Source organism: Amycolatopsis tolypomycina (assembly GCF_900105945.1).
Lineage (GTDB): Bacteria > Actinomycetota > Actinomycetes > Mycobacteriales > Pseudonocardiaceae > Amycolatopsis > Amycolatopsis tolypomycina.
This window is the reverse complement of sequence record NZ_FNSO01000004.1, coordinates 3,783,522-3,807,733: the sequence shown is the minus strand read 5'-3', so window position 1 is coordinate 3,807,733 and position 24,212 is coordinate 3,783,522. Positions and strand designations below refer to the sequence as shown.

At 73.4% G+C, this 24,212-nt stretch carries 26 protein-coding genes and 1 pseudogene; 7 read left to right on the top strand and 20 right to left on the bottom strand.

Annotated features, from left to right (window positions below; all coding sequences use genetic code 11):
- Positions 1-10: 10 nt before the first annotated feature.
- Positions 11-1,219 carry an amidohydrolase family protein gene (locus BLW76_RS27325; RefSeq protein WP_091319949.1) on the bottom strand — a complete coding sequence of 403 codons (1,209 nt, stop codon included), beginning with the start codon at positions 1,217-1,219 and terminating at the stop codon, positions 11-13.
- A gap of 113 nt (positions 1,220-1,332) precedes the next feature.
- On the opposite strand from BLW76_RS27325, the gene BLW76_RS27320 reads away from it, so the two are divergent.
- Positions 1,333-1,695 (top strand): STAS domain-containing protein, encoded by a 363-nt coding sequence (locus BLW76_RS27320; protein ID WP_091312440.1) that lies wholly within the window; start codon positions 1,333-1,335, stop codon positions 1,693-1,695.
- 22 nt (positions 1,696-1,717) lie between these two features.
- Here BLW76_RS27320 and BLW76_RS27315 read toward each other — a convergent pair whose 3' ends face one another.
- The 3 genes and pseudogenes from BLW76_RS27315 to BLW76_RS49870 form a co-directional block, all read right to left on the bottom strand.
- Positions 1,718-2,131 (bottom strand): hypothetical protein, encoded by a 414-nt coding sequence (locus tag BLW76_RS27315; protein ID WP_091312438.1) that lies wholly within the window; start codon positions 2,129-2,131, stop codon positions 1,718-1,720.
- 63 nt (positions 2,132-2,194) lie between these two features.
- A complete protein-coding gene (locus BLW76_RS49875; RefSeq protein ID WP_244170330.1) occupies positions 2,195-2,647 on the bottom strand; it encodes a universal stress protein in 453 nt (150 codons plus the stop codon).
- 38 nt (positions 2,648-2,685) lie between these two features.
- A pseudogene (locus BLW76_RS49870) lies at positions 2,686-2,871 on the bottom strand (universal stress protein); the annotation flags it as partial.
- A gap of 219 nt (positions 2,872-3,090) precedes the next feature.
- On the opposite strand from BLW76_RS49870, the gene BLW76_RS27305 reads away from it, so the two are divergent.
- Positions 3,091-3,870 (top strand): prepilin peptidase, encoded by a 780-nt coding sequence (locus BLW76_RS27305; protein WP_091312417.1) that lies wholly within the window; start codon positions 3,091-3,093, stop codon positions 3,868-3,870.
- 4 nt (positions 3,871-3,874) lie between these two features.
- Here BLW76_RS27305 and BLW76_RS27300 read toward each other — a convergent pair whose 3' ends face one another.
- From BLW76_RS27300 to BLW76_RS27250, 11 genes are all read right to left on the bottom strand, one after another.
- The gene (locus BLW76_RS27300) at positions 3,875-5,887 is read right to left on the bottom strand and encodes a hypothetical protein (protein ID WP_091312416.1); all 2,013 of its coding nucleotides are present in this window, start codon (positions 5,885-5,887) and stop codon (positions 3,875-3,877) included.
- A complete protein-coding gene (locus tag BLW76_RS27295; RefSeq protein ID WP_091312413.1) occupies positions 5,884-6,507 on the bottom strand; it encodes a prepilin-type N-terminal cleavage/methylation domain-containing protein in 624 nt (207 codons plus the stop codon). The genes BLW76_RS27300 and BLW76_RS27295 overlap by 4 nt, the downstream gene beginning before the upstream one ends.
- Positions 6,501-6,944, bottom strand: a complete 444-nt coding sequence (locus BLW76_RS27290; protein ID WP_091312412.1) for a type IV pilus modification PilV family protein — start codon at positions 6,942-6,944, stop codon at positions 6,501-6,503. Before BLW76_RS27290 ends, BLW76_RS27295 begins: the two co-directional genes overlap by 7 nt.
- Positions 6,944-8,149 (bottom strand): type II secretion system F family protein, encoded by a 1,206-nt coding sequence (locus tag BLW76_RS27285; protein ID WP_091312410.1) that lies wholly within the window; start codon positions 8,147-8,149, stop codon positions 6,944-6,946. The genes BLW76_RS27290 and BLW76_RS27285 overlap by 1 nt, the downstream gene beginning before the upstream one ends.
- Positions 8,146-9,675, bottom strand: a complete 1,530-nt coding sequence (locus BLW76_RS27280) for a GspE/PulE family protein (protein WP_091312407.1) — start codon at positions 9,673-9,675, stop codon at positions 8,146-8,148. The genes BLW76_RS27285 and BLW76_RS27280 overlap by 4 nt, the downstream gene beginning before the upstream one ends.
- Complete coding sequence (locus BLW76_RS27275; RefSeq protein ID WP_091312406.1) at positions 9,672-10,760, bottom strand: type IV pilus twitching motility protein PilT; 1,089 nt, start codon at positions 10,758-10,760, stop codon at positions 9,672-9,674. Before BLW76_RS27275 ends, BLW76_RS27280 begins: the two co-directional genes overlap by 4 nt.
- Before the next feature lie 82 nt (positions 10,761-10,842).
- A complete protein-coding gene (locus BLW76_RS27270; protein WP_091312404.1) occupies positions 10,843-11,175 on the bottom strand; it encodes a competence type IV pilus major pilin ComGC in 333 nt (110 codons plus the stop codon).
- Positions 11,176-11,219: 44 nt separating this feature from the next.
- A complete protein-coding gene (locus tag BLW76_RS27265) occupies positions 11,220-11,663 on the bottom strand; it encodes a hypothetical protein (protein WP_167384749.1) in 444 nt (147 codons plus the stop codon).
- Positions 11,660-12,139 carry a hypothetical protein gene (locus tag BLW76_RS27260; protein ID WP_091312400.1) on the bottom strand — a complete coding sequence of 160 codons (480 nt, stop codon included), beginning with the start codon at positions 12,137-12,139 and terminating at the stop codon, positions 11,660-11,662. Before BLW76_RS27260 ends, BLW76_RS27265 begins: the two co-directional genes overlap by 4 nt.
- Positions 12,136-12,585, bottom strand: coding sequence for a hypothetical protein (locus BLW76_RS27255; RefSeq protein WP_091312398.1), 450 nt, complete (start codon positions 12,583-12,585; stop codon positions 12,136-12,138). The genes BLW76_RS27260 and BLW76_RS27255 overlap by 4 nt, the downstream gene beginning before the upstream one ends.
- 18 nt (positions 12,586-12,603) lie before the next feature.
- Positions 12,604-13,056 carry a hypothetical protein gene (locus tag BLW76_RS27250; RefSeq protein WP_091312397.1) on the bottom strand — a complete coding sequence of 151 codons (453 nt, stop codon included), beginning with the start codon at positions 13,054-13,056 and terminating at the stop codon, positions 12,604-12,606.
- A 408-nt stretch (positions 13,057-13,464) separates the two neighbouring features.
- Between BLW76_RS27250 and BLW76_RS27245 the strand changes: the two genes are divergently transcribed.
- Positions 13,465-14,430, top strand: coding sequence for a TIGR01777 family oxidoreductase (locus BLW76_RS27245; RefSeq protein WP_091319948.1), 966 nt, complete (start codon positions 13,465-13,467; stop codon positions 14,428-14,430).
- A 284-nt stretch (positions 14,431-14,714) separates the two neighbouring features.
- Here BLW76_RS27245 and BLW76_RS27240 read toward each other — a convergent pair whose 3' ends face one another.
- Positions 14,715-15,737 carry a helix-turn-helix domain-containing protein gene (locus tag BLW76_RS27240; RefSeq protein WP_091312394.1) on the bottom strand — a complete coding sequence of 341 codons (1,023 nt, stop codon included), beginning with the start codon at positions 15,735-15,737 and terminating at the stop codon, positions 14,715-14,717.
- A 104-nt stretch (positions 15,738-15,841) separates the two neighbouring features.
- Here BLW76_RS27240 and BLW76_RS27235 point away from each other — a divergent pair, with 104 nt between their 5' ends.
- Complete coding sequence (locus BLW76_RS27235) at positions 15,842-16,801, top strand: alpha/beta hydrolase (protein ID WP_091312393.1); 960 nt, start codon at positions 15,842-15,844, stop codon at positions 16,799-16,801.
- 44 nt (positions 16,802-16,845) lie between these two features.
- Here the strand turns inward: BLW76_RS27235 and BLW76_RS27230 are convergent, their stop codons facing one another.
- Positions 16,846-17,322 (bottom strand): nuclear transport factor 2 family protein, encoded by a 477-nt coding sequence (locus BLW76_RS27230; RefSeq protein ID WP_091312390.1) that lies wholly within the window; start codon positions 17,320-17,322, stop codon positions 16,846-16,848.
- A 129-nt stretch (positions 17,323-17,451) separates the two neighbouring features.
- Here BLW76_RS27230 and BLW76_RS27225 point away from each other — a divergent pair, with 129 nt between their 5' ends.
- On the top strand, positions 17,452-20,184 hold the full coding sequence (locus BLW76_RS27225) for an AfsR/SARP family transcriptional regulator (protein ID WP_091312387.1): 2,733 nt from the start codon (positions 17,452-17,454) through the stop codon (positions 20,182-20,184).
- 52 nt (positions 20,185-20,236) lie between these two features.
- On the opposite strand, the gene BLW76_RS27220 is transcribed toward BLW76_RS27225, so the two are convergent.
- Entirely contained in the window at positions 20,237-21,274 is a 1,038-nt protein-coding gene (locus BLW76_RS27220) for an NADPH:quinone reductase (RefSeq protein ID WP_091312385.1), read from the bottom strand.
- 221 nt (positions 21,275-21,495) lie between these two features.
- Between BLW76_RS27220 and BLW76_RS48760 the strand changes: the two genes are divergently transcribed.
- Together BLW76_RS48760 and BLW76_RS50505 are read left to right on the top strand one after the other, a co-directional pair.
- Positions 21,496-21,645, top strand: a complete 150-nt coding sequence (locus BLW76_RS48760) for a hypothetical protein (RefSeq protein WP_167384748.1) — start codon at positions 21,496-21,498, stop codon at positions 21,643-21,645.
- A 33-nt stretch (positions 21,646-21,678) separates the two neighbouring features.
- A complete protein-coding gene (locus BLW76_RS50505) occupies positions 21,679-21,810 on the top strand; it encodes a hypothetical protein (RefSeq protein WP_279627699.1) in 132 nt (43 codons plus the stop codon).
- Here the strand turns inward: BLW76_RS50505 and glgC are convergent.
- Both glgC and glgA read right to left on the bottom strand, forming a co-directional pair.
- Positions 21,807-23,024 (bottom strand): glucose-1-phosphate adenylyltransferase, encoded by a 1,218-nt coding sequence (gene glgC, locus BLW76_RS27215; RefSeq protein ID WP_091312383.1) that lies wholly within the window; start codon positions 23,022-23,024, stop codon positions 21,807-21,809. The genes BLW76_RS50505 and glgC overlap by 4 nt on opposite strands.
- Positions 23,021-24,175 (bottom strand): glycogen synthase, encoded by a 1,155-nt coding sequence (glgA, locus tag BLW76_RS27210; RefSeq protein WP_091312381.1) that lies wholly within the window; start codon positions 24,173-24,175, stop codon positions 23,021-23,023. Before glgA ends, glgC begins: the two co-directional genes overlap by 4 nt.
- Positions 24,176-24,212 lie beyond the last annotated feature (37 nt).

Genomic DNA, 24,212 nt, shown 5'->3' with positions numbered 1-24,212 from the left:
GAGGGCACGGTCACGATCCTGCCGAGGCTCCCGGCGCTGGGAGGGCGCCGCTCCGGGCGACGATGTGGCCCGCCTTGACGACGAGGTCGCGCGGCGGCCGCGTCACCACGGCGTGGGCCGGGGTCTCCGCGTCGACCACCACCAGGTCCGCGGGCGCGCCCGCGGCGAGGCCGTAGCCGTCGAGGCCGAAGGCCCTGGCGCCGCCGTAGGTGACGGCCTCCAGGGCCAGTTCGATGTCCTCGTCGCGGCGGAACGTGCTGCGGTAGGCCAGGTGCATCGCCCGGTCCAGGAGGTCGCCGCTGCCGTACGGGCTCCACAGGTCGCGGATGTCGTCGTGCCCGCACGCCACGTTCACCCCGGCCGCGCGCAGCTTCTTCACCGGCGGGACCGGGAAGTCGAAGACGGCGGCCGTCGTGATCGTGACGCCCGCTTCCGCCAAGCCCGCGGCCAGCCTGTCCTGCGTCGCGGCGTCGGCCTGGCCGAGTGCGTAGGCGTGGCTGACCGTCACCCGCCCGGCGAGGCCGGCCGCCCGCGTCCGCTCGATGATCAGCTCCAGCTCGAACACCCCGAGCGAGCCGGGGTCGTGCAGGTGCAGGTCGATCCGCACGCCGTGGCGTTCGGCGAGGCCGAAGACGACGTCGAGGTGCCGGACCGGGTCGCGGTCCATCCCGGCCGGGTCGATGCCGCCGACCGCGTGCACCCCGAGCTTGATCGCCTCTTCCAGCAGCGCGGCGGTGCCCGGGTTGGTGAGGATGCCGCTCTGCGGGAAGGCGACCTGCTCGACGGTGATCCGCCCCGCCAGCCGCGCGGCGGTGTCCCGGACGACCTCGACCCCGGTGAGCCCGGTGCCCGAGTAGACGTCCGTGTGCGTCCGGACGTGCGTGGTCCCGGCGGCGGCCATGGTCTCCAGCAGCGCGCTGACCCGGGCCGGGTCGGGCAGCCCGAGTTCGGCGCGGCGGAGGCGTTCGTCGGCGATCCGGTCGGCCAGCGCGGGCCCGGCCGAGTGCGGCCGCCACGGCCCGCCGTAGAGCGTCTTGTCCAGGTGGCAGTGGGCTTCGACGAGCCCGGGCAGCACGAGCCGCCCGCCGAGCTCGACGACTTCGGCGTCCCTCGCTTCGATGCCGGGCCCCACCGCGGCGATGACGCCGTCCGAGAGGAGGAGGTCGGCGGGGCCGGCGGTGCCCCAGGGACGGCCGTCGCGCAGCAGGAGTCCGGGCATCATCGCTCCTCACGGTCGGTTCCGAGCTTCACACACTTTCGTCCGGTTTGGTGGCCGCGGCGACGGGGTAGGAGGTGAACATCCGCCGTTGACCCTGTGGAAGGAGCACTTCGATGAGCGCCCTCGACCTGTCCGCGATGCTGCTGACCGCGACCACCGCGGAGCCCCGGCCAGGGACGTTGCGGGTCACGGTGGCGGGCGAAATCGACATGGCGACGCGCCCGCGGCTCGACGACGAACTCGACCGCGCGGTCGCGGCGGCACCCGGGCACCTGGTGGTCGACCTGCTCGGCGTCGGGTTCTGCGGCGTGACGGGCGTGGCGTCACTGGGCCGGCTGCGGGCACGCTGCGCCGACGCCGGGATCGACCTGGTGCTGAAACCGTCGAAGGTCGTGCGGCGCGCACTGGACCTCGCCGCGGTCGCGCCGCTGTTCCGGCTGGACGGCCTTCGGGAACAGCGGCTCGTCGCCCAGTGACGACCACCCCGGCCGCGGCTAGCTAGCTGATCGGCACCGTCGCGGTGCAGGACACCGTGCCGTTGTCGAACTTCGCCGACGCCGTGCCCGTGTAGATCGTCGGCACGGTGGTGGTCGACGGCGTCGTGAACGTGGTGCTCCCGGTCGTCGCCGAGGACTGGGAGTACACCGTGTGCGTCGTCGAGCCGGCCCGGTACGAGATCCGCAGGGTCACCGTGCCCACGGCGTCGCCGATGTAGGGCCCCGACGAGGTGTACCCGCCGATGATGCGGTGGTAGCCGCTGACGGAGTCGTACTGGAGGGTGAACGTGCCGCTGTAGCCGGTGGCCTGGCAGGTGGCCGTGCGCCGGACGATCGTGGCCGCCTGCGCCGGGGCCGCCAGCACCGTGGCGCCCGCCAGGATCGCCAGCAGGCCGGCCTGTACCGCAGTCTTCATGGTTGTTCCTCCCACTCGCTTCGCCGCCATCCTGCCCGGTGCGGCTTCCGTTCCGCTTCCCCTTTACACGGTGGTGCGGACGAGGTGGACGGGACAGGCGGCGTGGTGCAGGAGGGCCTGGCCGGTGGAGCCGAGCAGCAGGCCGGGGAACCCGCCGCGGCCGCGGTCGCCGAGGACGACCAGCTGGGCGCCGCCGCTGCGGTCGACGAGCTCCTTCCGCGGGTGGGCGTGCACGACCACCTGCTCGACATCGACGTCCCCGGTGTCGTGGGCCAGCACCCGCTCGCCGAGCAGCCGCCGGCCGGCCTCGGTGACGCACCGCGGGTCCCGGTGCGGCGGCGGGCTGTCCGCCCACGCGTGCAGCACGACCAGCAGCGCGCGGCGGAGGCGCGCCTCGGCGAGCGCGGTCTCCAGGACCCGCGCCCCGGCCTCGCTGCCGTCGACGCCGGTGACGACGGGCCGCGCGGCCGCACCGGTTCGTCCCAGCTGTCCCCGCGGACGACGACGGTGTCGCACCGGGCGTGCGTCCCGACTGCGGCGGCGACCGACCCGGCGAGCAGGCTGGTGAGCCTGCCGTGCCCGGCCGACCCGACGACGAGCAGCCCGGCCGACCGCGACGCCTCGATCAGTGCCTGGGCGGCCCGGTCGGGGTCGAGCCGGGTGGCCGCGCCGGCCATGCCCTGGGCGGCGGCGAGCTCCTGGGCGGTCCGCAGCGCCCGCGCCCGCAGCGCCTCGACCATCTCCTCGGGCGGCGGAACCACCCCGCCGGCGAGCAGGGCGGGGACCCCACGGACGACACGCGTACCCCCACGGACGACACGCCGGCCGCCCCGCCCGCCGCCGTGTCGTCCGTCCAGGTACGCGTGTCGTCCGCCTGGGTGCGCGTGTGGTCCGGTCGCGGGCGGGAGCCGGGTCCGGCAAGATCTGCGGGTGGCCGACCCCGAGTCCTAAGGAGCCCGATGGCGGTGCTGGTCGTGGCGGCCGGGGTGCTCGGCCTGCTCGTCGGGTCGTTCCTCAACGTCGTCATCCACCGGGTGCCGCGCGGGGAGTCGGTCGTGCGGCCGCCGTCGCACTGTCCCGGCTGCGGGCAGGCCATCAAGGCCCGGCACAACGTCCCCGTCGTCGGCTGGCTCGTCCTGCGCGGCCGGTGCGCGGGCTGCGGGACCCGGATCAGCGTCCGGTACCCGCTCGTCGAGCTCGGCACCGCCGTCCTGTTCGCCCTGCTGGCCCTGCGCCTCGACCCGCCGGCCCTGCCCGCCTTCCTGTACTTCGGCGCGATCGGGATCGCGCTGGCCCTGATCGACCTCGACGTCCGCCGCCTGCCGGACGCGATCGTGCTGCCGTCCTACCCCGTCCTGCTGGTCCTGCTGGCGGCGTCGGCCTGGTGGCGCGACGACTGGTGGTCACTGGCCCGCGCCGGGATCGGCGGCGCCGCGCTGTTCGCCTTCTACCTCCTCCTCGCGCTGGCCTACCCGGCCGGCATGGGCTTCGGCGACGTCAAGCTCGCGGGCATCCTCGGCGGGATCCTCGCCTATCTCTCTTGGCCGGCTCTGCTGGTCGGGGCGTTCGGCGGGTTCCTGCTCGGCGCGCTCGCCGGCGTCGTCGTGCTGGCGACCCGCAAGGGCGGCCGCAAGACGGCCCTGCCGTTCGGCCCGTTCATGATCGCCGCGGCCCTGCTGGCGATCTTCGCGGCCGGTCCGCTCGGTGCCGCCTACCTGCGGCTGACCGGTCTGGCCTGAGCCGTCAGCGGTTGCCCGACCAGCTCAGCACCGACACCTGACGCGCCCCCGGCACCGGGTTCGTCGGATCACCGTCCACATAGGCCACGCGCGCCCGCGCCGACGGCGTCCCCGAAGGCGCGCACGTCCCCGCACCCGGACACACGTACGCCGACAGGTAGACGCCGAAGACGAACCCGGGCGAGTCGTCCGGCACCTCGATGACCGCCCCGGTGAACGTCACGCTCCCGGTTTCCTTCACCCACAACGACCGCGCGATGACGCCGAAGCGGAAGATCGGCTCGGTCGCGTTGTTCAGCGTGACGTCGAGGACGGCCTTCGGCGCGTACGTCGTCCCCTGCACGTAGAACCGGTTGCCGGAGTTGTTCACGGCGGTGACCAGCGCGCACGCGGAAGGACTGGTGTAGAGCAGCTGGGTGCACCCGCTCTCGGCCCGCAGCGCGGGCGGCGTGTAGCTGAGCTCCAGCTGCAGCGCATCCACCAGTTCGGTGCCCTCGTGCTTGACGTTCACGCTGTAGCCCAGCTGGCCGCCGGTGAAGGTGCCGTCGTACACCGCCTGGGCCAGCTGACTCGTCACGTCGGTGACGTCGGTGGCCGTCGAGCCGTCGTTGGGCGTGGACAGGGTCAGCGGGATCGGCGAGCCCCCCGCCGGGGTGAACTGGGCCGTGCGCGCATCCTTGCTCGCGCCGTTGTCGTTGCTGTGGACCACCCGCACCTTCGCCGACGTCAGGATCGTCCCGGCGGGCGGTGCCGTGGCGGGGGAGAAGCCGGTGGCGGTCAGGGTGGCGGTGCCGCCGCTCTTGCCGGGGGCCACCCAGGTCGCCCCTGCACCATCCACTTTGGACAGCGAAGCGGTGGTTCCGCCGGTGAAGCCGCCGGTCACGGAACCGGGGCCGAGCGCCGCCGTCACCGGCGACTCCGCACCGGAGGTGAGCCCGTAGAGCGCGACCGGTGGCCGGTCCGCGCGGTACGTGCCGCAGATCTCCGCCTGCCCGGCCTTCACCGCCAGCCGGCTGTCGCCGCCGAACACGAACTGGACGCCGACCGCCTTCGCGTCCTCGATCGGGTTGTCGCAGGCGCCGGGGATCTTCGCCGGGACCGGCGGCTTGGCGATGATCCGCCCGCTCTCGTCCACCGGCGTGCCCGCGACCAGGTAGCCGTTGTCGATCGTCCACTCGTCGGTGCCGCCGGGCAGGGACGGCGGCCGGACCGGGGCGCTGTTGTGGAAGTCGAAGTAGTACGTGCCGGGCGTGAACCACCACGTGCTGTCCTTGCACTTGCTGCTGCTCGACATCATCGCCGACAGCCCGGCCGCGTCGTCGTAGTACCCGGGCTGGAAGGTGACCAGCGAACCGGCCTTGGTGCACGGCGGCAGCGGCTGCCGCGGCGGCACGGACGTCAACGCCGGCGCGTAGCCCGGGTCGGCGCCGATCGCCGACCCGCCGTAGCCGCACGACGGCGCGGGCGTGCTCCGGATCGTGCCCGCGCAGGCACCGCGCGCGTACACCGCGGTGTTCGTGTCGAGCGAGCCGTTGACCACGCGGATGTTCGAGTTCGAGTACACGACGCCGTGGACGCGGAACGCCGAACCGGTCGGCTGCTGGATGTTGAGCCCGTCCTCGCCGCCGGTGCCGAGGGTGAGGATCGCGTTGCCCGGCCGGTTGCACACGCTCAGGGACGGGCACTGGATCAGCACCTTCGCCGGATCGGCGGTGCACGACACGGCGGCCGAACCGGCGCCGCCGAAGTTCGGCAGTGTCAGCGTGTCGGACCCGCCGAAGCAGTGCTCGCCTGCCGCGCCGGTGAACGTGCCGTTGCGGATCGCGTTGATCCCCGCCTGCAGCGCGCCGTCGGCCGTGTAGGCGGACGCGGCCTGGTCGCGGAGGGCGACCGTGGTGCGGACGCTGGTGTCGGCGAACGACAGCAGCGCGCCGAGCACCACCGCGACCACCGTGACCAGCACGAGCACCAGGGGCAGCGCGGCTCCCGAGTCGTCGCCCTTCCACCGGCGCTTCATGTCTGCCTCCGTTGCCCGAACAGGGTGATGGGGTAGGGGTCGGCGTGCTCCGCCACGGCGGTGAAGGTGAACTTCACCCACAACGGCACGGCCGCGTCGGCACACGCGCTGGAGCACGTCACCGCGGGCGTGGCGGGGTCGACGTGGTGGGCGACGACCGCGTCCGACACCGTCGCGGAATCCAGGCAGCGCAACCGGTGCAGCTCGGTCCCGGCCAGGTAGTAGGCGACGACCGCGGTGCGCCGGGTCGCGACCGGCGTGCCGGTGTCCCAGTCGTCGGACAGCAGCCGGACGACCGAAACCGGTGTCGCCGCCGTGCCGCACACCTGGGCACCGCTGTCGTAGGTCGCGCCGAGCTGGATCGACGGCGAGTACGGGACCTTCCCGTTCGCCACCGCGCCCGAGTAGTCCCGCAGGCCGACCGCGGCGACGTCCTGGGCGAAGAACGCCGCGCTCTGCTGGGCATCGTGGGAGACGGCCAGCCGGGCGGCCGTCGCGTCGGTGTTCTGGATCGACACGATCACCGCGTTCGCGATCGGGGCGGCGACCACCCCGAGGATGACGACCACGATCAGCAGCTCCACCAGCGTGAACCCGGCGTCGGACCGGCGGCTCAGCACAGCGGCTCCCCGAGCCCGCACCGCTTGCGAACCACGACCTCCAGGCGTTCGCTCGCCCGCCCGTCGCCGCTGGCGACCTGCAGGGTCACCTGCTGCAGCCCGGTGTCGGTGCCGCAGGTCGCCGACCACGCCGAGCCGGTCCAGTACTTCACCGACGTCACCGAGCTGGTGAACCCGGACGGCACGGTGAACCCGGCCGGCGCGGCGTACTTCGCCGGCGCGGCGCACGCGAAGTAGCCGCCCGCCATGACGGCCTCGCCGAAGTCGCGCACCCCGGCGCCGGCCGTGGCCTGCTTGCGGTGGACGTCGGACATGAACACGCTCACGCCGATCCCGCCGACGATCGCGACCACCGCGACGCCCAGGATCGCCACCGCGATCAGCAGCTCGAGGAGGCTTTCGCCTCGATCGTCGGTGTCCGTCAAACCCGTGTTCATCAGACGTGCACCTGGTCGAAGATCCCGTACATCGCCGAGACGAGCGCGACCGCGACGAACCCGACGACCAGGCCCATCACGACGATGACGGCCGGCTCGAACAGCGCGGTGAGCTTCTTCAGCCGGTAGTCCAGTTCGCCTTCGTAGTACTGGGCGGTGACCTCGAGCTGGGTGTCGAGGGTGCCGGTGTCCTCGCCGACGCGGATCATCTGCGCGGCGGTCACCGGGAACAGCCCGGAGCCGGTGAGCGGGCGCGAAAGGCCTTCGCCGTTGAGCACCGACTGGCCGACGCGGCCGAGCGCGCGCATGAACACGCGGTTGCGCAGCGAGTCCGTCGCGACCCGCAGGGCCTCCGGCAGCGGGACCCCGGCGCTCACCATCGAGGAGAGGATCCGGCAGAACCGCTCGACCAGCGCGTGCCGCACGGTCGGGCCGATCGCCGGGACGGCGAGCACCGCGCGGTCGCGGGCGTACCGGCCGCGGGGTGTGCGCACGCCGAGGGCGTACAGCGCGACCACGGCGAGCAGCCCGGCCAGCAGCGCCCACCACCACTGGCCCAGGAAGTCGGTGACGGCCAGCAGCAGCCGCGTCGGCAGTGGCAGCTCGGCGTCCAGGCTGGCGAAGAACGCCTTGAACCGTGGCAGCACGAACGTGGCGAGCACGACGACGGTGACGACCGCCATCAGCGCGATCATCGCCGGGTAGATCAGCGCGGCCTTGATCTTGCGCCGGGCTTCCAGGTCGCGTTCGAGGTAGTCGGCCAGCCGGTCGAGGACGACGTCGAGCTGGCCGGTGAGCTCCGCCGAGCGCAGGATCTCGCGGTAGAACTCGGGGAAGATCTTCGGGTGCCGGTCGATGCAGTCCGAGAGCCGGTCGCCGCCGCGCAGGCCAGCCTCGACGTCGCGCAGCATCCGCGCGACCGACGAGTTCGCGGCCTCGGCGCCGAGGATCCGGACGGCGTCGATCAGCGGCAACCCGGCCCGGACGAACGCGCCGAGCTGGCGCGAGAGGTGCATGACGACCTCGCGCTTGACCCGCGGCGCGGTCAGCTCCAGGCTCAGCACGCTCTTCTTTTCGGTGACCTCGATGTCCCGCAGTTCGCGTTCGTACAGCGCGAGGACGGCGGAATCGGCGTCGGCGGCCTTCTGCACCCCGCGGGTGCGCTGCCCGTCCGGGCCGGTGGCGACGTAGGCGTACCGGTTCATCGGGCCCCTCCGGTGAGGTAGATCGACCGCAGCACTTCGGCCGGGGTGGTGACACCCTCGGCGACCAGCCGCAGGGCCTCGTCCTGCAGCGTCCGCATGCCTTCCTTGCGGGCCAGTTCGTGCACCTCGCGGTGCGGCGCGCTCTCCAGCACCAGCGTGCGGATCCCTTCGCTGACCGGCATCAGCTCGTAGACGCCGGTGCGGTCCAGGAACCCGGTCTGCGCGCAGAAGTTGCAGCCCGCGCCGCGGACGAACCCGCCCGCCGGCTCGTCCGCGCCGAGTGAGTCCATGAAGGACAGTTCCTCGGCCGACGGCGCGTAGTACTCGCGGCAGCGCAGGCAGATCCGCCGGACCAGCCGCTGGGCGAGCACCGCGGTGACCGACGACGCCACGAGGAAGTTCTCGATCCCCATGTCGAGCAGCCGGTGCAGCGCCGACGCGGCGTCGGTGGCGTGCAGCGACGAGAGCACGAAGTGCCCGGTGAGCGCGGACTGCACGGCGATCCGCGCGGTGTCGACGTCGCGGACCTCGCCGACGAGGATGACGTCCGGGTCCTGGCGAAGGATCGACTTCAGGCCGTCGGCGAAGGTGACGCCGGCCTGCTCGTTGATCTGGATCTGGTTGATCGAGGACATGGTGTACTCGACCGGGTCCTCGATGGTCATGATGTTGCGCTCGCTGCTGTCGAGCTCGCCCAGCGAGCCGTAGAGCGTGGTGGTCTTGCCGCTGCCGGTCGGCCCGGCGCAGATCACCATGCCGTAGGGCGACTGCAGCACGCCGGTGTAGCGCGCGGCCATCTCCGCCGGCATGCCGAGCTGGCGCAGGTGGAACAGCGGCCGGCTCTTGTCCAGCAGCCGCAGCACGACCTTCTCACCGCCGACGACCGGTGTGCTCGCCACCCGGATGTCCACCGGCCGGTCCTCGACGTCCATGCTGATCTGGCCGTCCTGCGGGCGGCGGCGCTCGACGATGTTCATCCCGGCGAGGATCTTGATCCGGCTGGTGACCGCCGGGCCCATCGAGCCCGGCAGGTCGAGGACGTCATGGAGCACGCCGTCGATGCGGTAGCGGACGCGGATCCGGTCGGCCTGCGGCTCGACGTGGATGTCGGACGCCCGGTCGCGCAGCGCCTGCTTGATCATCAGGGACACGACGTGCACGACCGGCGCGTCGTCGTTCGCCGCGGGCGGCGCTTCGGCACGGGCCGCGTCACGGCGGACGGCGTCCCGGGCTTCGAACGCCTTGACCTGCTGGTCGACGCCGGTGAGCGCGCGGTAGGTGCGGCCGATGGTGGCGAGGATGTCGGCGCGTTCGGCGACGGCGACGGTGACCGGGCGGCCGAGCGCCTGCTGCAGCGCGGGCGCGGCGGCGGCGTCGGCCACCGCGACCAGCACGGTGTCCTCGCGGACGGTCAGCGGGATCGCGCAGAGTTCGCGGGCCTTCGCCTCGCCGAGCAGGTCGGCGGCGGCGCGGTCCGGGGTCACCGTGCGGAGGTCGACGGTGCGGGGCTGGGTGCGGAGCCTCATGCCGGCACGCTCCGGGGCAGCGGCCGCGGGTCGATGTCCTGCGGGTGGAGGCTGCGGGCGGCGGCGTCGGCGTGGGTGACGAGCCCGGCGGCGACGAGCTGCGACAGCGACTGCTCGAGGGTCACCATGCCCTCGCGGCGCCCGGTCACCAGCGCGTTGCGCAGCTGGTGCGGCTTGCCCTCCTTGATGAGGTTCCGGACGGCGGTGGTGGCGACGAGGACCTCGAACGCGGCGACCATCCCGCCGCCGACGCGGGGGAGCAGCCGCTGGTAGACGATCCCGGTGAGGGCGGCGGCGAGCTGCACCCGCACCTGCTCCTGCTGCCCGGCCGGGAAGACGTCGATCATCCGCGCGAGGGACTGCGCGGTGTCGTTGGTGTGCAGGGTGGCGAAGACGAGGTGCCCGGTCTCGGCGATGGTGAGGGCGAAGCGGATCGACTCGAGGTCGCGCATCTCGCCGACCAGCAGGACGTCGGGGTCTTCGCGGAGGGCACTGCGCAGGGCTGCGGGGAAGGATTCGGTGTCGGTGCCGACCTCGCGCTGGTTGACCGCCGAGCGGCGGTGTTCGTGCACGTACTCGATCGGGTCTTCGACGGTGAGGATGTGGCAGGCGCGTTCGGTGTTGATCCGGTCGATGACGGCGGCGAGCGTCGTCGACTTCCCGGAGCCGGTCGGCCCGGTGACGAGCACGAGCCCCTGGTGGCGGCGGGCGAAGTCGGTCAGCACGGGCGGCAGGCCGAGGTCGGCCATGCCGGGGATCCGCCGCGGGATCATCCGCAGCGCGACGACGGTCTCGCCGCGCTGGGTGAAGGCGTTCCCGCGGACGCGGGCTTCGTCGCGCCAGCCGAAGGAGAAGTCGAATTCGTGGGCGGCGCGCCAGGCGGCGGCCTGGTCGTCGGTGAGGAGCTCGGTGAGCAGGGCGCGGGTGTCCTCACCGGTGAGGACGGGGTGGCCGGGGACCGCGGAGAGGTCGCCGTGCACGCGCAGCTGGGGCGGCAGGCCGGCGGTGAGCAGCAGGTCGGTGCCACGCGCCTGCCACAGCGCCTCGAGCAGGCCGTCGACGCGGCTGCCGATCTGGGTGGGCATGGGTTCCCTCCGGGGCGAGGTGTCTGTCCTGAGTGGATGGTGACCGCGGGGCGGGAGTGAGGCCCGCCCCGCGGAGCTGGGGTCAGCAGGCGGCGGTGACGTTGCCGGTCGCGCTGTCGTAGGCGATCGTGTAGCCGCCGGAGCCGTCCGGCACGTCCTTGATGTACTTGCCGGTCTTGAGGGCATCCAGCGAGGCCGGGTAGGAGCCGGCGTGCTGGGCGTAGTAGGCCTCGACGGCCGTCTGGACGGTCTTCAGGTCCGTCTTGCACGCGGCGGTCTTGCCTTCGTTGTTGAAGTTGGACACGGCGAAGACGACGACCCCGGCGAGCACGCCCAGGATGACGACGACGATCAGCAGTTCGATGAGGGTGAAGCCGTCCTCGTTGGCGCGGGCGGCACGCAGTTTCTCCAGCATGGTTCTTTCCTTTGGTTTGCAGGGCTTTCAGGGGTGTTCCGGGTTCAGTTGCAGATCGGCACCTCCCCGGAGCGGAGCCGCCAGGTCCCGGCGACCGATCGCACACTCAGGTAGGCGGTCTTGTTGTTGCCGGACAGGCCGAAGGTGGCCGACATCGCGGTGGTGGTGGTCGCGACCACGGTCGGGTTCGCGTTGTTCGCGGTGGGCGAGGAGAGCACCTCGAAACGGGGCGGCAGGGGCGCGTTCGGGTAGGTCCAGCTGACCGTCACCGTGGGCTCGGTCCCGCCGCCGTTGTTGCACTTCAGGTTGGAGATGGTCGGGGTGCTCGGCGCCCGCAGCGGCAGGGCCGCCGCGTAGCCGGTGCCGGGGCCGGTCTTCAGCCAGGCCGCCTCGGCCCTCGCCGCACCCACTGCGACCAGGCCGGTGATCACCGTGGTCCACGCCGCCGCCACCATCGCGGCCGCGAAGACCACCCGGGGTGTGCTCATCCGCTCACCACCGTGACCGTCACCGGGATCGCGAACAGCGCGCCCTGGCAGCCGTCTTCGGCGGCGGTGCTCATCGAGACCGCGCCCGACAGGGTGAGGGTCGCGCTCCCGCCCGCGGGCACCGGCGCGTTCGGCGACTGCGCGGTCCAGGTCACGCCCGTCGTCGTGCAGGTGCCGGTGCCGCCGGACGCGGTCGGCGTCCCGTTGGCCACGATCGTGCTGACCTTGACCGGATAGGGATTGGGGTTCTGCACCAGGATCTTGGCTTCCCCGGCCGGCCCGCCGGGGAAGAGCAGGCCGTTGCTGAACGCCGAAGCGGCCACGGTCCCGGTCGTCGGGGCGGAGGCGGTGCCCGCCTTCGCGTTCGCGGCGCCCGAACCGGAGCTGGTCCACGCCGCGACGGCGATCCCGCCGCCCAGCGTCGCGCCGACCACCGTGGTGACCACGAGCACGCGGCGCAGGGTCGGGTTCTTCATAGCTTGACCGCCGTTCCTGTGTAGGTCAGGGGAAAGGTGACCGCGCGGCACGCATCGGGCGCGCCGGGCAGCATGTGGCTGGTGAGGGCGACGTCGGCGGTCCCGTTGCCGGGCACGGTGACCGGCGCGGCGAGCGCGTCGAGCCGCACCGAGGTCGCCGGGCAGGCCGGCACCGGTCGCCCGCGGCTGTCGACGGGCTTGCCGACGGCGGCCGTCACGGTCCGGACGAGGATGGGGAAGTTTTCGGCGTTGGCCAGCCGGATCCACCGGGCCCCGGTCGAACCGGGGAACAGCGCGGTGGCCCGGCCGGGCACGTCGGCGATGCCGAACTGCTTGATGCCGTTGCCGTTCGCGGTGTTCGCGACCGGCGCGGGGCCGATCGCGAACCACGTGACCACGACGGCCGCGAGCGCTCCGGCCGGAACACCGCTCCGCCACCTGGACATCGGGGTCCTTCCGTCGGATCAGGAGGCGTTCGAGGCGAGGGTGGCGGTGAGCGGCAAGGTGAAGGTCTGGCTCTTGCAGGCGTCGGTGGCGCTGCCGCTCATCGTCGCGTGCAGGGTGTAGGTGCGAGAGCCCTTGGCGGCGATGGTGCCGGGCGTGGTCTCGGGGACCGCGCTGGTGACGGTGCCGGCGGCGCAGCCCCCGACCTCGTCCGAGGAGCCGGCGCTGATCCCGGTGACCACGACGGGGTAGTCGTTCGGGTTGTTGATCGTGACGGTGAAGTCGGTGCCGCCGCCCGGGTAGAGCGGGGTGCCGGTGCCGACGGGCGCGATCGACGAGTTGGCCGACGTGGTCGAGGTGACCGAGCCGGTGCCGGCGCCGGTGCTCGTCCAGGCCGCGTAGGCGACACCGGCGACGACCACCACTCCGGCGGCACCGAGGACGACCGCGGACCGCTTGCTGATCTTGCGCATGGAGTTCTCCTGGAAGCTGTTTCATCGGGGAAGCCGGGACTCGGTCGCGATCCGGCTGGTCCGTGTGGACCGTCACGAAGAGTGTGCGAATTCCGCGGCGATCTTCTCCCCAGGCGACCGGCCTGACTGCGAAGGTCCGAGGTCCCTTGTCACGGGCGGCCCGGCGTGTTACGCGCGCGGGATCCGGGCCGGGGGCCGGTCGTTTCACCGGAAAAAAGTTCCGATGCGTGACCGTGACCTGCGCTTTTTCTGACCCGTTCGGCCGAATGGCGGAGACCGTCCCGTGATCTTTTCGCGGCTCTTTGGTGATCGCCAACGGCCATCCGTGCCGGGTCAGGTCGCGCTCTGGCCCGTGGTAACGGTTCGTAATAATTGAACGTGTTCAACTTTTCGGGTAGCGTCGGCGTCATGAAGGTTGTGGTCCCGGGCGGCACCGGGCATCTGGGTCGGGTGCTGAGCCGCGCGCTGGCCGGGCAGGGGCACGAGGTCGTCGTCCTGACGCGGCGGGAGGCGCGCCCGGAGCCGGGAGTGCGGCACGTCCATTGGGACGGCCGCGGCCCGGGCGCGTGGACGGCGGAGGTCGACGGCAGCGACGTCGTGCTCAACCTGGCCGGCCGGTCGGTGAACTGCCGGTACACCCGGGCGAACCTGCGGGAGATGCTGAACTCGCGCGTCGACTCGGCCCGCGTGGTCGGCGGCGCGATCGCCCGGGCGGCCCGCCCGCCGCGGGTGTGGCTGCAGATGAGCACGGCGACGATCTACGCGCACACGTTCGCCGCGCCGCACGACGAAACCACCGGAGTCCTCGGGGGCGACGAGCGCGAGGTGCCGGCTTACTGGGCCTACAGCGTCGGCATCGCCAAGGCGTGGGAGCGCGAGCAGCGCGAGGCGGCGACGCCGGACACGCGCAAGGTGGCGCTCCGCACGGCAATGGTGATGAGCCCGGAACCGGGCGGCGCGTTGGCCATGCTCCTGCGCCTGACCCGCCTCGGCCTGGGCGGCCCGGTCGCGGGCGGCGGCCAGTACATGTCGTGGATCCACGAGGACGACCTGGTCCGCGCGATCACGTTCCTCATCGCCCACGACGAACTGAGCGGCCCGGTCAACCTGGCGGCCCCGGAACCGTTGCCGTACGCCTCGTTCCTGCGCACCCTCCGCGCGGCGGCCGGGATCCCGGTCGGCCTGCCGGCGACGAGGTGGATGGCGGAGCTCGGCGCGTTCGTCCTCCGCAGCGACACGGAACTGCTGCTGAAGAGCCGCCGCGTGGTGCCGGGAAGGTTGCGCGAGGCCGGCTTCGAGTTCACGTACCCCGAGTGGCCTGCGGCGGCCGAGGACCTGGTCCGCAGATCACGCCGGCCCCTGAACACGCCCTGAGCCGCCCCGTGTCGTCCGCCTGATCACGCGTGTCGTCCCTCCAAGCACGCGTGTCGTCCGTCCAGGCACGCGTGTCGTCCGTCCGGACACGCCGGCCGACCGCCTGGGCAGGCCGGCCGACCGCCTCGGGCACGCCAGCCGACCGCCTCGGGCATGCCGGCCGACCGCCCTCCCCACGGCGCACGCCCCGGCCGGCAGCAAGCCTCCTCGCCACCCTAAGCCCAGACGCCACAAGAATGTGGCACTTAAGCGTAGGGTCCACGGAGGCAGCCAGCAGAGCCCCGTCAGCCCAGGTCGGCGTTGTCCCGCAGCCGGCGCAACACCAGGGCCAGGTGCAGCCGGAACCGGCCGGCCGGCGAGTCCACCTCGAACCCCAGCACCGCCTCGGCCCGCGCCAAGCGGGCCGGCATCGTGCTGTGGTGGCGGTGCAGGGCCGCGGCCGCCTTGCGGGCCGAGCCCGTGGCGCACAACGCGTCCAACGCCGCCAGCGTGTCCCTTCCGTGGGGCTCGGCCGCCAGGCGGTCGAGCGCCTGGACGTCGGGCAGCTCGGCCAGTTCCGCCGGGCCGAGCTTGCCGGCGAGGGCGGCGAGCCCGCCCAGCCGCTCCCACCACACCACCGGCTCGGCCGCCGACGTGAACCGCAGGGCCGTCCGGGCCGCGGCCCACGACCGGGCCACGTCGAGGGCGGGGCCGTCCGGGCCGATGCCCGCGCGGGCGCCGTCCGGCAGGGACGCCACCTCGCCCGGCAGCAGCACCGCGCGCACCCCGCCCAACCGCGCCGAGCGGCCGGCGAGGGCGTCGACGCCGGTGCCCGCGAGCACCCGCAGTCGCGTCGCCGGGCCGAAACCGAGCAGGTGCAGGGCCCGTGACCGTTCGGCCGTGCCGACGTCCTCGGACAGCACCAGCTCGACCAGTGCCGGGTCCCCGAGCTCGGGCCGCGGGACGCCGGAGTGTTCCAGCAGGATCGCGGCGGCGATCGCGAACCGCTCGAGCAGCATGTCGTCGAGCGGGACCGGCGCGCCCGTCCGCGCCACCCACACGACCACCCCGCCCTCCAAGGCCCGGGTGGCCGCTCCGGAGGGCGCCGGACCCGGGGTGACGACGTCCTCGCCCGGCGCGGCCCGCAGTGACAGGCCCTGCCCGGGCGCGTGCACGCCGACCGGGCAGCCGGCGAGTTCCGCCGTGCTGCGCACCAAGGCGTCCAGGCCGGCGCGGCCGGTGATCAGGCGGTCGAAGAACCCGATCACCCGCACGGCGTTCTCGGCATCGGCGTCGAGCCCGGACAGCCTCAGCAGCAGGCCTTTCATGCCGTCACGATAGGCGCGCCCGCCGCCGGTTGGCGAGCGTGCGGCCCGCAACGCCCGCCGCGTGGCGGTGGCCGCCGTCACCGGCCGCGGCCGATGATCGGGGCATGACCTACGCGATCGATCCCGAGCTGCTGCCCTGGCTGGACATGCTCCCCGCCGTGACCCTCACCGACCACGAGTCCCTGCTGGCCGCGCGCTCCTCGATGGCGCAGCTCAGCGAAGTCCTGCCCGCCTACGAGCCGGTGCACCCCGTCGACGTCCGGGACACCGCCGTGCCCGGACCCTCCGACGCCCCCGACGTCCCCGTGCGCGTCTACTCGCCGGCGAACCGCACCGACGCCGGACCCGGCCTGCTCTACATTCACGGCGGCGGGTTCGTCATGGGCGATCTCGACACCTTCGACGCGCACCTGCTGCGCCTGGTCGACGAACTGGGGATCGTGATCGTGTCGGTCGGCTACCGGCTCGCCCCCGAACACCCGTTCCCGGCCCCGGTCGAGGACTGCTACGCCGCCCTGGCCTGGGCTGCCGCCAAGGCCGGCGAACTCGGCATCGACCCCGCCCGCCTCGGCGTGGCCGGCGAGAGCGCCGGGGGCGGCCTCGCCGCCGCCGTGGCCCTGCTGGCCCGCGACCGCGGTGGTCCCCGGCTCTGCTTCCAGTACCTCGGCATCCCGGAGCTCGACGACCGGCTCGACACCCCGTCGATGCGCGCCTACACCGACACGCCGATCTGGAACCGCCCCAACGCCGTGTACAGCTGGACGTCCTACCTCGGCACGGAACCGGGCGGCGCCGACGTTTCGCCGTACGCCGCGCCGGCTCGCGCCACCGACCTCGCCGGGCTGCCGCCGGCGTTCGTCACCACCTGCCAGTTCGACCCCCTGCGCGACGAGGGAATCGCCTACGCGCAGCGGCTCGCGCACGCGGGCGTGCCGGTCGACCTGCGCCACTACGCGGGCACCTTCCACGGCTCGAGCCTGGTCGAGACGGCGGCGGTCTCCCGCCGCATGGTCGCCGACGAGCTGGACGCTCTGCGGCGCGGCCTCAGCGGCACGGCCGGCTGACGGGCGGGCGGCCCGGTGCCCCCAGGCCACCGGGCCGCACCCGCTCACGACACGACGTCGGTGACCGTGTCCTTGACGACCTGCCACCGGCCGTGCTCGCGCACCAGCGTCAGGCTGATCGTGAAGTGGCGGTCGATGCCGTGCGACGGCTCGAGGTAGTGCGCGTCCAGGATCGCGTACCCCATCTTGCAGTCCTCGACGACGGTGTGCGTCACCGTCCACGGCATCGAGAACTCGTAGGGCACCTTGAACTGCTCCAGCACCGGGTCCACGTTCGCGTCGTAGCCGATGATGACCTGGCCCCGGCGGCCCACGGTGACCATGTCCCGGTGGATGATCGCGCGGTACCGGGCGGCGTCGCGCTTGTTGTAGCTGTCCATGTCCTCCCACACGGCGTGGTCGAACGCCTGACGGCACTGCCGCTGCCCGTCACCGGCCGCGTCGGTCGCCGCCGCGGCGGGCGTGCCGAGCACCGCCGCCACCAGCGCCGTGCCCAACGCCGCGTAACCCCATCTGCGCATCTGCGTTCCCTCCGCCTCAAGCGAACTCGTGTTCCGGTGACCGACGCTGCCGGGACGGCGCATCACAGCTGCATCACTTCCGCACCGGCGCCGCCGCGCGGGTGGCTAACCTCGCCCGCGGGGTGAGTGATGGAGTTCCGCGTCCTGGGTCCGGTGCAAGTGCTCGGCGGCGGACGGCCGATCGGGCCGTCCGGGCCGCGGCAGGAACGCATCCTGGCGGCGCTGCTGCTCGACGCCGGCCGGGTCGTGCCGGTGTCGCGGCTGGTCGAGGTCGTCTGGGACGGCGAACCCCCGGCCACCGCGGTGCGCCAGGTCCGCAACCTCACCACGGCGCTGCGGCGCACGCTCGTCGCGGCCGGGGCCGGCGAAGACGTCCTCACCGCCGAAGGACCCGGCTTCGTGCTGCGGCCGGCCGGGTTCGACCTCCACGCGTTCGAGGACCTCGCGGCCCGCGGCGAGTACCGGGCGGCACTGGCCTGCTGGCGCGGCCCCGCGCTCGCCGGCGTCGACAGCGCGGCCCTGCGCCCGGATGCCGAACGGCTGGCGGAACGCCGGCTGGCCGTGCTCGAACAGTGCCTGGCCGCCGAGGTCGACGCCGGCGACGACGGCACCGTCGCCGAGCTGACCGCGCTGGTCGCCGCGCACCCGTTGCGCGAAGGCCTGGTCGGGCTGCTCATGCGGGCGCTGCACCGGGCCGGGCGGCAGGCCGACGCGATCGACGCCTACCAGCGCGCCAAGCGGCGGCTGGCCGACGAGCTCGGGATCACGCCGGGCGCGCCGCTGCGTGCGTCGTACGCACAGCTGCTGCACGAGGAGCCCGCGCCCGGCCGCTGCTTCCTGCCCTACGACGTCCCGGACTTCACCGGTCGCGCGGCCGACGTCGCCGTCGCGCTCGACGCGCTGCGCGCCGGGCGGCCGGTGGTCGTCGACGGGATGGCCGGGGTCGGGAAGACCGCGTTCGCGGTCCGCGTCGCGCACCGGGCCGCCGCCGACTTCCCGGACGGGCAGCTGTTCGTCGATCTGCACGGCCACACGCCGGGCCGCGACCCGCTGCCGCCGGAAGCCGCGCTCTCGGCGTTGCTGATGCAGACCGGCGTGCCGGCGAGCCGCCAGCCGGACGGCCTCGACGAACGGGCCGCGCTGTGGCGTTCGCGCGTGGCCGGGCGCCGCCTGCTCGTCGTGCTGGACAACGCCCGCTCGGCGAGCCAGGTGGTGCCGCTGCTGCCCGGGGGCACGGGCGTGGCGGTGCTGGTGACCGGACGGCGCCGGCTCGCCGCGGTGGACGGCGCGCTCGGGCTCTGCCTGGACGTCCTGCCGCCGCCGGAAGCCGAGGCCCTGTTCGCGGCCGCGGCCGGGGGACGGGCCGGCGCCGGGGTCGCGCGGCTGTGCGGCTTCCTGCCGCTGGCGCTGCGGATCGCCGCCGCCCGGCTGCAGGCACGTCCACTGTGGACGGTGGACGACCTGGTGGCGCGGCTGGGCTCCGAACGGCGACGGCTGGGGGAGCTGCGCGCGGGCGACCGGGACGTCGCGGCGGCGTTCGCGCTGTCCTACCGCGATCTCACCCCGCCGCAGCGGCGGATGTTCCGCGTGCTGGGGTGCCACCCGGGCGGCGACTTCGCGGCCGCCGCGGCGGCCGCCCTGTACGGCACGGATGTCACCGAGGCGGAGCGGCTCCTGGAGGACCTGCTCGACGCGCACCTGCTGCGGCAGCCCGCGCCGCACCGCTACGGCTTCCACGACCTGATCGCCGAGCACGCGCGGGCGGAGGCGGACGCCGGCGAGGCCGCGACGGCGCTGGGCCGGCTCCTGGACCACTACCGCGACGGCGAGTTCTCCTTTGTCGCCGAACGCGCCAACCTGGTCGCCGTCACCGCGCTAAACGGCCACGACGAGCACGCGTGGCGGATCGCCGACCGCGCGGTGGCCGCGCTGCGGGAGCAGGGGCACCGCGACGAGCTGACGGCGCTGGCCCGCGCGGGTGCCCGGGCCGCGGACCGGCTCGGCGACCCGCACGCCCGCCAGCTCGGCCTGGCGAACCTCACGACGGCGCACTGGGAGACCGGACGGCTGGCCGAAGCCGTCGAGACGTCGACAGCGCGGCTGCGGCTGGTCCGCGAGTCGGGCGACCGCGCGGCGGAAGCGGCGGCCCTCGCCCGGCTCGGCGCGGTGCACGGCATGCTCGGCCGGTACGCCGACGCGGTCCGGCGCTACCGGCAGGCCCTGGTGCTGGCCGCGGAGACGGGCAGCCACGAGGTCGCATGCCTGGCTTGGGGCAACCTCAGCAACGCCCAGGAGATGCTCGGCCGGTACGAGGAGGCGCTGACGTCGGCGGCCCACGCCCGCGCGATCCGCGAGGAGATCGGCGACGCGCGGGGCGCGATCCTGGCGAGTGCGCAGCTGGGCCTGGTGCTGGCCCGCCTCGGCCGCCTGCCGGAGGCCCGGTCGACGGTCTCGACGGCGGTGGGCGCGGCGGTCGAGGCGGACTACGCGTTCGGGGAGGCGTGGAGCCGGATCGACCTCGCGGAGGTCCTCCTGGCGGACGGGTGCGCCCGCCAGGCGCGCGCCGAGGCCGAGCGGGCGTGCGCCATCCTCGGCCGGCTCCACCACCCGCTGCTGCTGACAATGGCGGCCAACAGCAGCGCAGCGACAGCCCAGGCGATGGGCGACCCAGCCGCGGCGGCCGCCGCCTACCGCCTGGCGCTCACGACCGCGCGCCGCATCGGGTACCGCGCCCAGGAGGCACGGGCGCTCCTGGGGCTGGGCGTCGCCGAGGCGGCGCTGGGGCGGGACGCGGAGTGCCACCTGCGGGAGGGGCGGGCCCTGTTCGCCGAAATGGGCCTCACCGCGGCCGCGCTGTCATGAACGACTCTTTCATGACATCCGATGTCATGAAAGAGTCGTTCATGACGTGCTGTCAGTCCGCCGGACCGACGTCGATCAGCACCTTGCCGGTCACCCCGTCCTCCGATGCCGCGTGCGCCTTCGCCGTCTCCGCCAGCTCGAACCGGTGCAACGGCACCCCACGCTGCTCGCCGACTCCCAGTGCGCCGTCCGCCAGAGCCGCCGTGATGTCCTCGGCGCCCGCGCGCAGCTTGTCCTCGCCCACCGTGTACAGCACCAGGAACTGGTACCGGGCGTTCAGCCACAGGTTCGTCCCGAAGTCCAGGGTCACCGTCCCGGTGCCCCGGTCGTCGCCGTACGTCGCGACCGTTCCGCGGGGGCGCAGGACCTCCGTGTGCAGCTTTGCGTTGGCCCCCATCGCCACCTCGACCACCAGGTCCACGCCGTCCGGCGCGATCTCGCGGATGTTCGTGCCCAGCGATGGGTCGGGGTAGCGCAGCACGTGCTGGGCGCCCGCCGCCCGGGCCAGTGCCTCCTTCTCCGCGCTGCTGACCGTGGCGATCACCGTCGCGCCGGCCCAGCGGGCCAGCTGGATCGCCGCGTTGCCCACGGCGCCCGCGCCGCCGCTGACCAGCACCGTGCGGCCCGCCAGTGCTCCAGGGGAGAGGCGGGCCGGGCCGTCCTCGGCGACGGTGAGCGCCCGGTGCGCGGTCAGGGCCGGGATGCCCAGCCCCGCGCCCTCGTCGAAGCCGGCGCCGTCGGGCAGGCGGACCAGCTTCGACGCCGGCAGCACCGTGTACTCCTGCGCCGTGCCGGACGCGGGCCCGTACGCGCCCGCGATGATCAGCCACACGCGGTCGCCGGGTGCGAAGCCGGTGACGTCCGGGCCGACCGCGTCGACCACGCCCGCGCCGTCCTGGTTGGGGACCGTTTCCGGGATTTCGGTGCCGGGCTCGGCGCGCAGGCCGCTGCGGGCCTTCCAGTCCGTGGGGTTGACCGCGGAGACGACGATCCGGACGCGCACCTCACCCGGTCCCGGGTCCGCGACGGCCCGCTCCGACAGCTCCAGCACCTCGGGTCCGCCGTGCCGGCGGTAGACGACTGCCTTCATGCCCGGTGCAATCCGCGGACCGGCGGGGATATTCCCGCGGCCGGTGGAAATGGGCGACGGGAAATCTCCATCCATGCCCCCGCCGCCGCCCTCAATGGAGGTGCTTCGCGCCGCTGTGTTTGTTTTTCGGTGCCGGGAAAGCGCGAAAACGTGATCCCCCGGCCGGGCGATCTTCGGTGCTCGCCCCAGCGAAATCGGCCGCCGTCGCAGAAACTGGGCGCGTGGGAGAGGAAAAGCGCAACCAGGGGGAAGACCGGCCGAAGGGCGACGACGGTGAGCCGACGCCGATCTTCGACGCCGTGTTCAGTGCGACGCGCGCGAAGGCGAATACGCCGAATCCGCCGCGGGAGCCGGGCAAATCCGGGCGGTGAGCGGGCGTGCACACCCGAAGCCGAGGAACAAGCGTGGCCGGCGTCGTGAACAGCATGATCGCCGCCGAGTACGTGGCGGGAGCCTCGATCTCCGAGCTCGCCGAGCGCTGGGGGATCGACCCCCGCCAGGTCGTCGAGCGGATCTGCGCGGCCACCCGCCGCTAGATCGCGCGTTCCCCCTTGCCCAGCACGACGATGCCGCCCTCGCTGACGTGGTAGTGCCCGCGGTCGCGGGCGAGGTCGACGCCGATGTGCGCGCCCGCCGGGACCACGACGTTCTTGTCCAGGATGGCCCGCCGCACCACCGCGCCGCGGCCGACGCGGGCGCCGTCGAGCAGGACCGAGCCCTGCACCACCGCGCCCTGCTCGACGATGACGTCGGGGGAGAGCACCGAGTCGACGACCTGGGCGCCGGAGATGATGCAGCCGTTGCTGACGATCGACTGGTTCGCCGAGCCGCCCTCGACGAACTTCGCCGCCGCGCGCTGGCCGGGGTGGGCGAGGATCGGCCACCGCCGGTTGTAGAGGTTGAAGATCGGGTGCGTCGAAATCAGGTCGACGTGCGCGTCGTAGTAGCTGTCGATGGTCCCGACGTCGCGCCAGTAGCCGTGGTCGCGTTCGGTCTCGCCGGGCACGACGTTGGTGTTGAAGTCGTAGACGGCGGCTTCGCCCGATTTGACCAGTGCCGGGATGATGTCGCGGCCCATGTCGTGGTGTGACGCGGCGTTTTCGGCGTCGGCGTAAAGCGCTTCCAGCATCACCTTCGTGGTGAAGATGTAGTTCCCCATGGACACGTACGCCTCTTCGGGGGAGTCCGGCAGGCCCGGCGGGTCCGCGGGCTTCTCCATGAAGGCGTCGATCAGCAGCCCGTCGGTGGTCCGGATGACGCCGAACGAGCTCGCCTCCTTCCGCGGGACCCGGATGCCGGCGACGGTGACGCCCGCGCCGGAGGCGATGTGCGCCTCCAGCATCTGCCGCGGGTCCATCCGGTAGATGTTGTCCGCCCCGAACACCGCGATGTACTCGGGGTTTTCGTCGTGGACGAGGTTGAGGCTCTGGTGGATGGCGTCGGCGCTGCCCTGGTACCAGCGCGGGCCCAGCCGCTGCTGCGCCGGCACCGGCGTGACGTACTCGCCGGTCAGCGACGACAGCCGCCAGGTCGTCGAGATGTGCCGGTCGAGCGAGTGCGACTTGTACTGCGTCAGCACGCACAGCCGCCGGATGCCGCCGTGCACCAGGTTCGACAGCACGAAGTCGATCAGGCGGTGGGTGCCGCCGAAGGGCACCGCCGGTTTCGCCCGGTCCGCCGTCAGCGGCATCAGGCGCTTGCCCTCCCCGCCCGCGAGCACGATGCCCAGGACATGGCATTCGCTGTTCACAGCGACCTCCCGCACGCCTCGTAGAGGGCGACCGTCCGCTCGGCGATCGCCTTCCAGCCGAACTCGCCGACCGCGCGCTCGCGGCCGGCGGTGCCCATCGCGGCGGCCCGGTCCGGGGAGCCCACCACCTCGTTCAGCGCGGCGGCCAGGCCCGCCTCGAACCCCTGCGGGTCCTGTTCGTCGTAGTGCACCAGCAGCCCGGTCCGGCCGTCGTCGACGACTTCGGGGATGCCGCCGACGTCGCTGGCCACCACCGGCGTGCCGCAGGCCATCGCCTCGAGGTTCACGATGCCGAGCGGCTCGTAGACCGACGGGCAGGCGAACACCGCGGCATGGGTGAGCAGCTGCACGACCTCGTCGCGCGGCAGCATCTCCGGGATCCAGCGGACGCCGGTGCGCGTCTTCTCCAGCTCGGCGACCAGGCCGCGGAACTCCGCGTCCAGCTCGGGGGTGTCGGCGCCGCCGGCGCACAGCACCAGCTGGACGCCGGGGTCGAGCGAAGCGCCGGCCCGGACCAGGTGCGGGACGCCCTTCTGCCGGGTGATCCGGCCGACGAACAGCACGTACGGGCGGTCCGGGTCGATGCCGTGCTTGGCCAGCGCCTCGGTGCCCGGGTCGGGGCGGTAGAGCGTGGTGTCGATGCCGTTGTGGATCACGTGCACGCGCTCGGGCGGCACCGCCGGGTAGGCCGCCAGGACGTCCCGGCGCATCCCGCCGCTGACCGCGACGATCGCGTCCGCGGCTTCGTAGGCTTCGCGCTCGATCCACGACGAGACGCGGTAGCCGCCGCCGAGCTGCTCGGCCTTCCACGGCCGCAGCGGCTCCAGCGAGTGCGCGGTGACGACGTGCGGGATGCCGTGCGTCAGCTTGGCCAGGTGCCCGGCGAGGTTCGCGTACCAGGTGTGGCTGTGCGCGAGGTCGTGGCCTTCGAGGGCGTTGGCCATGGACACGGCGATGTCCATGGTCGTGAACGCGGGCTGCCGGTAGCCGTGCGGATCGGTGTGCCCGGTGGCGTCGGCGCGGTCGGCGCCCCAGCAGTGCACGTCGAGATCGACCAGCGGTCGCAACTCCCGGGCGAGGAACTCCACGTGGACCCCGGCACCGCCGTAGACCTCCGGCGGGTATTCGCGGGTGAGCAGGCCGACCTTCATGATGCGAACCCTATGGCCTCGGTGGCCCGCGGCGCAG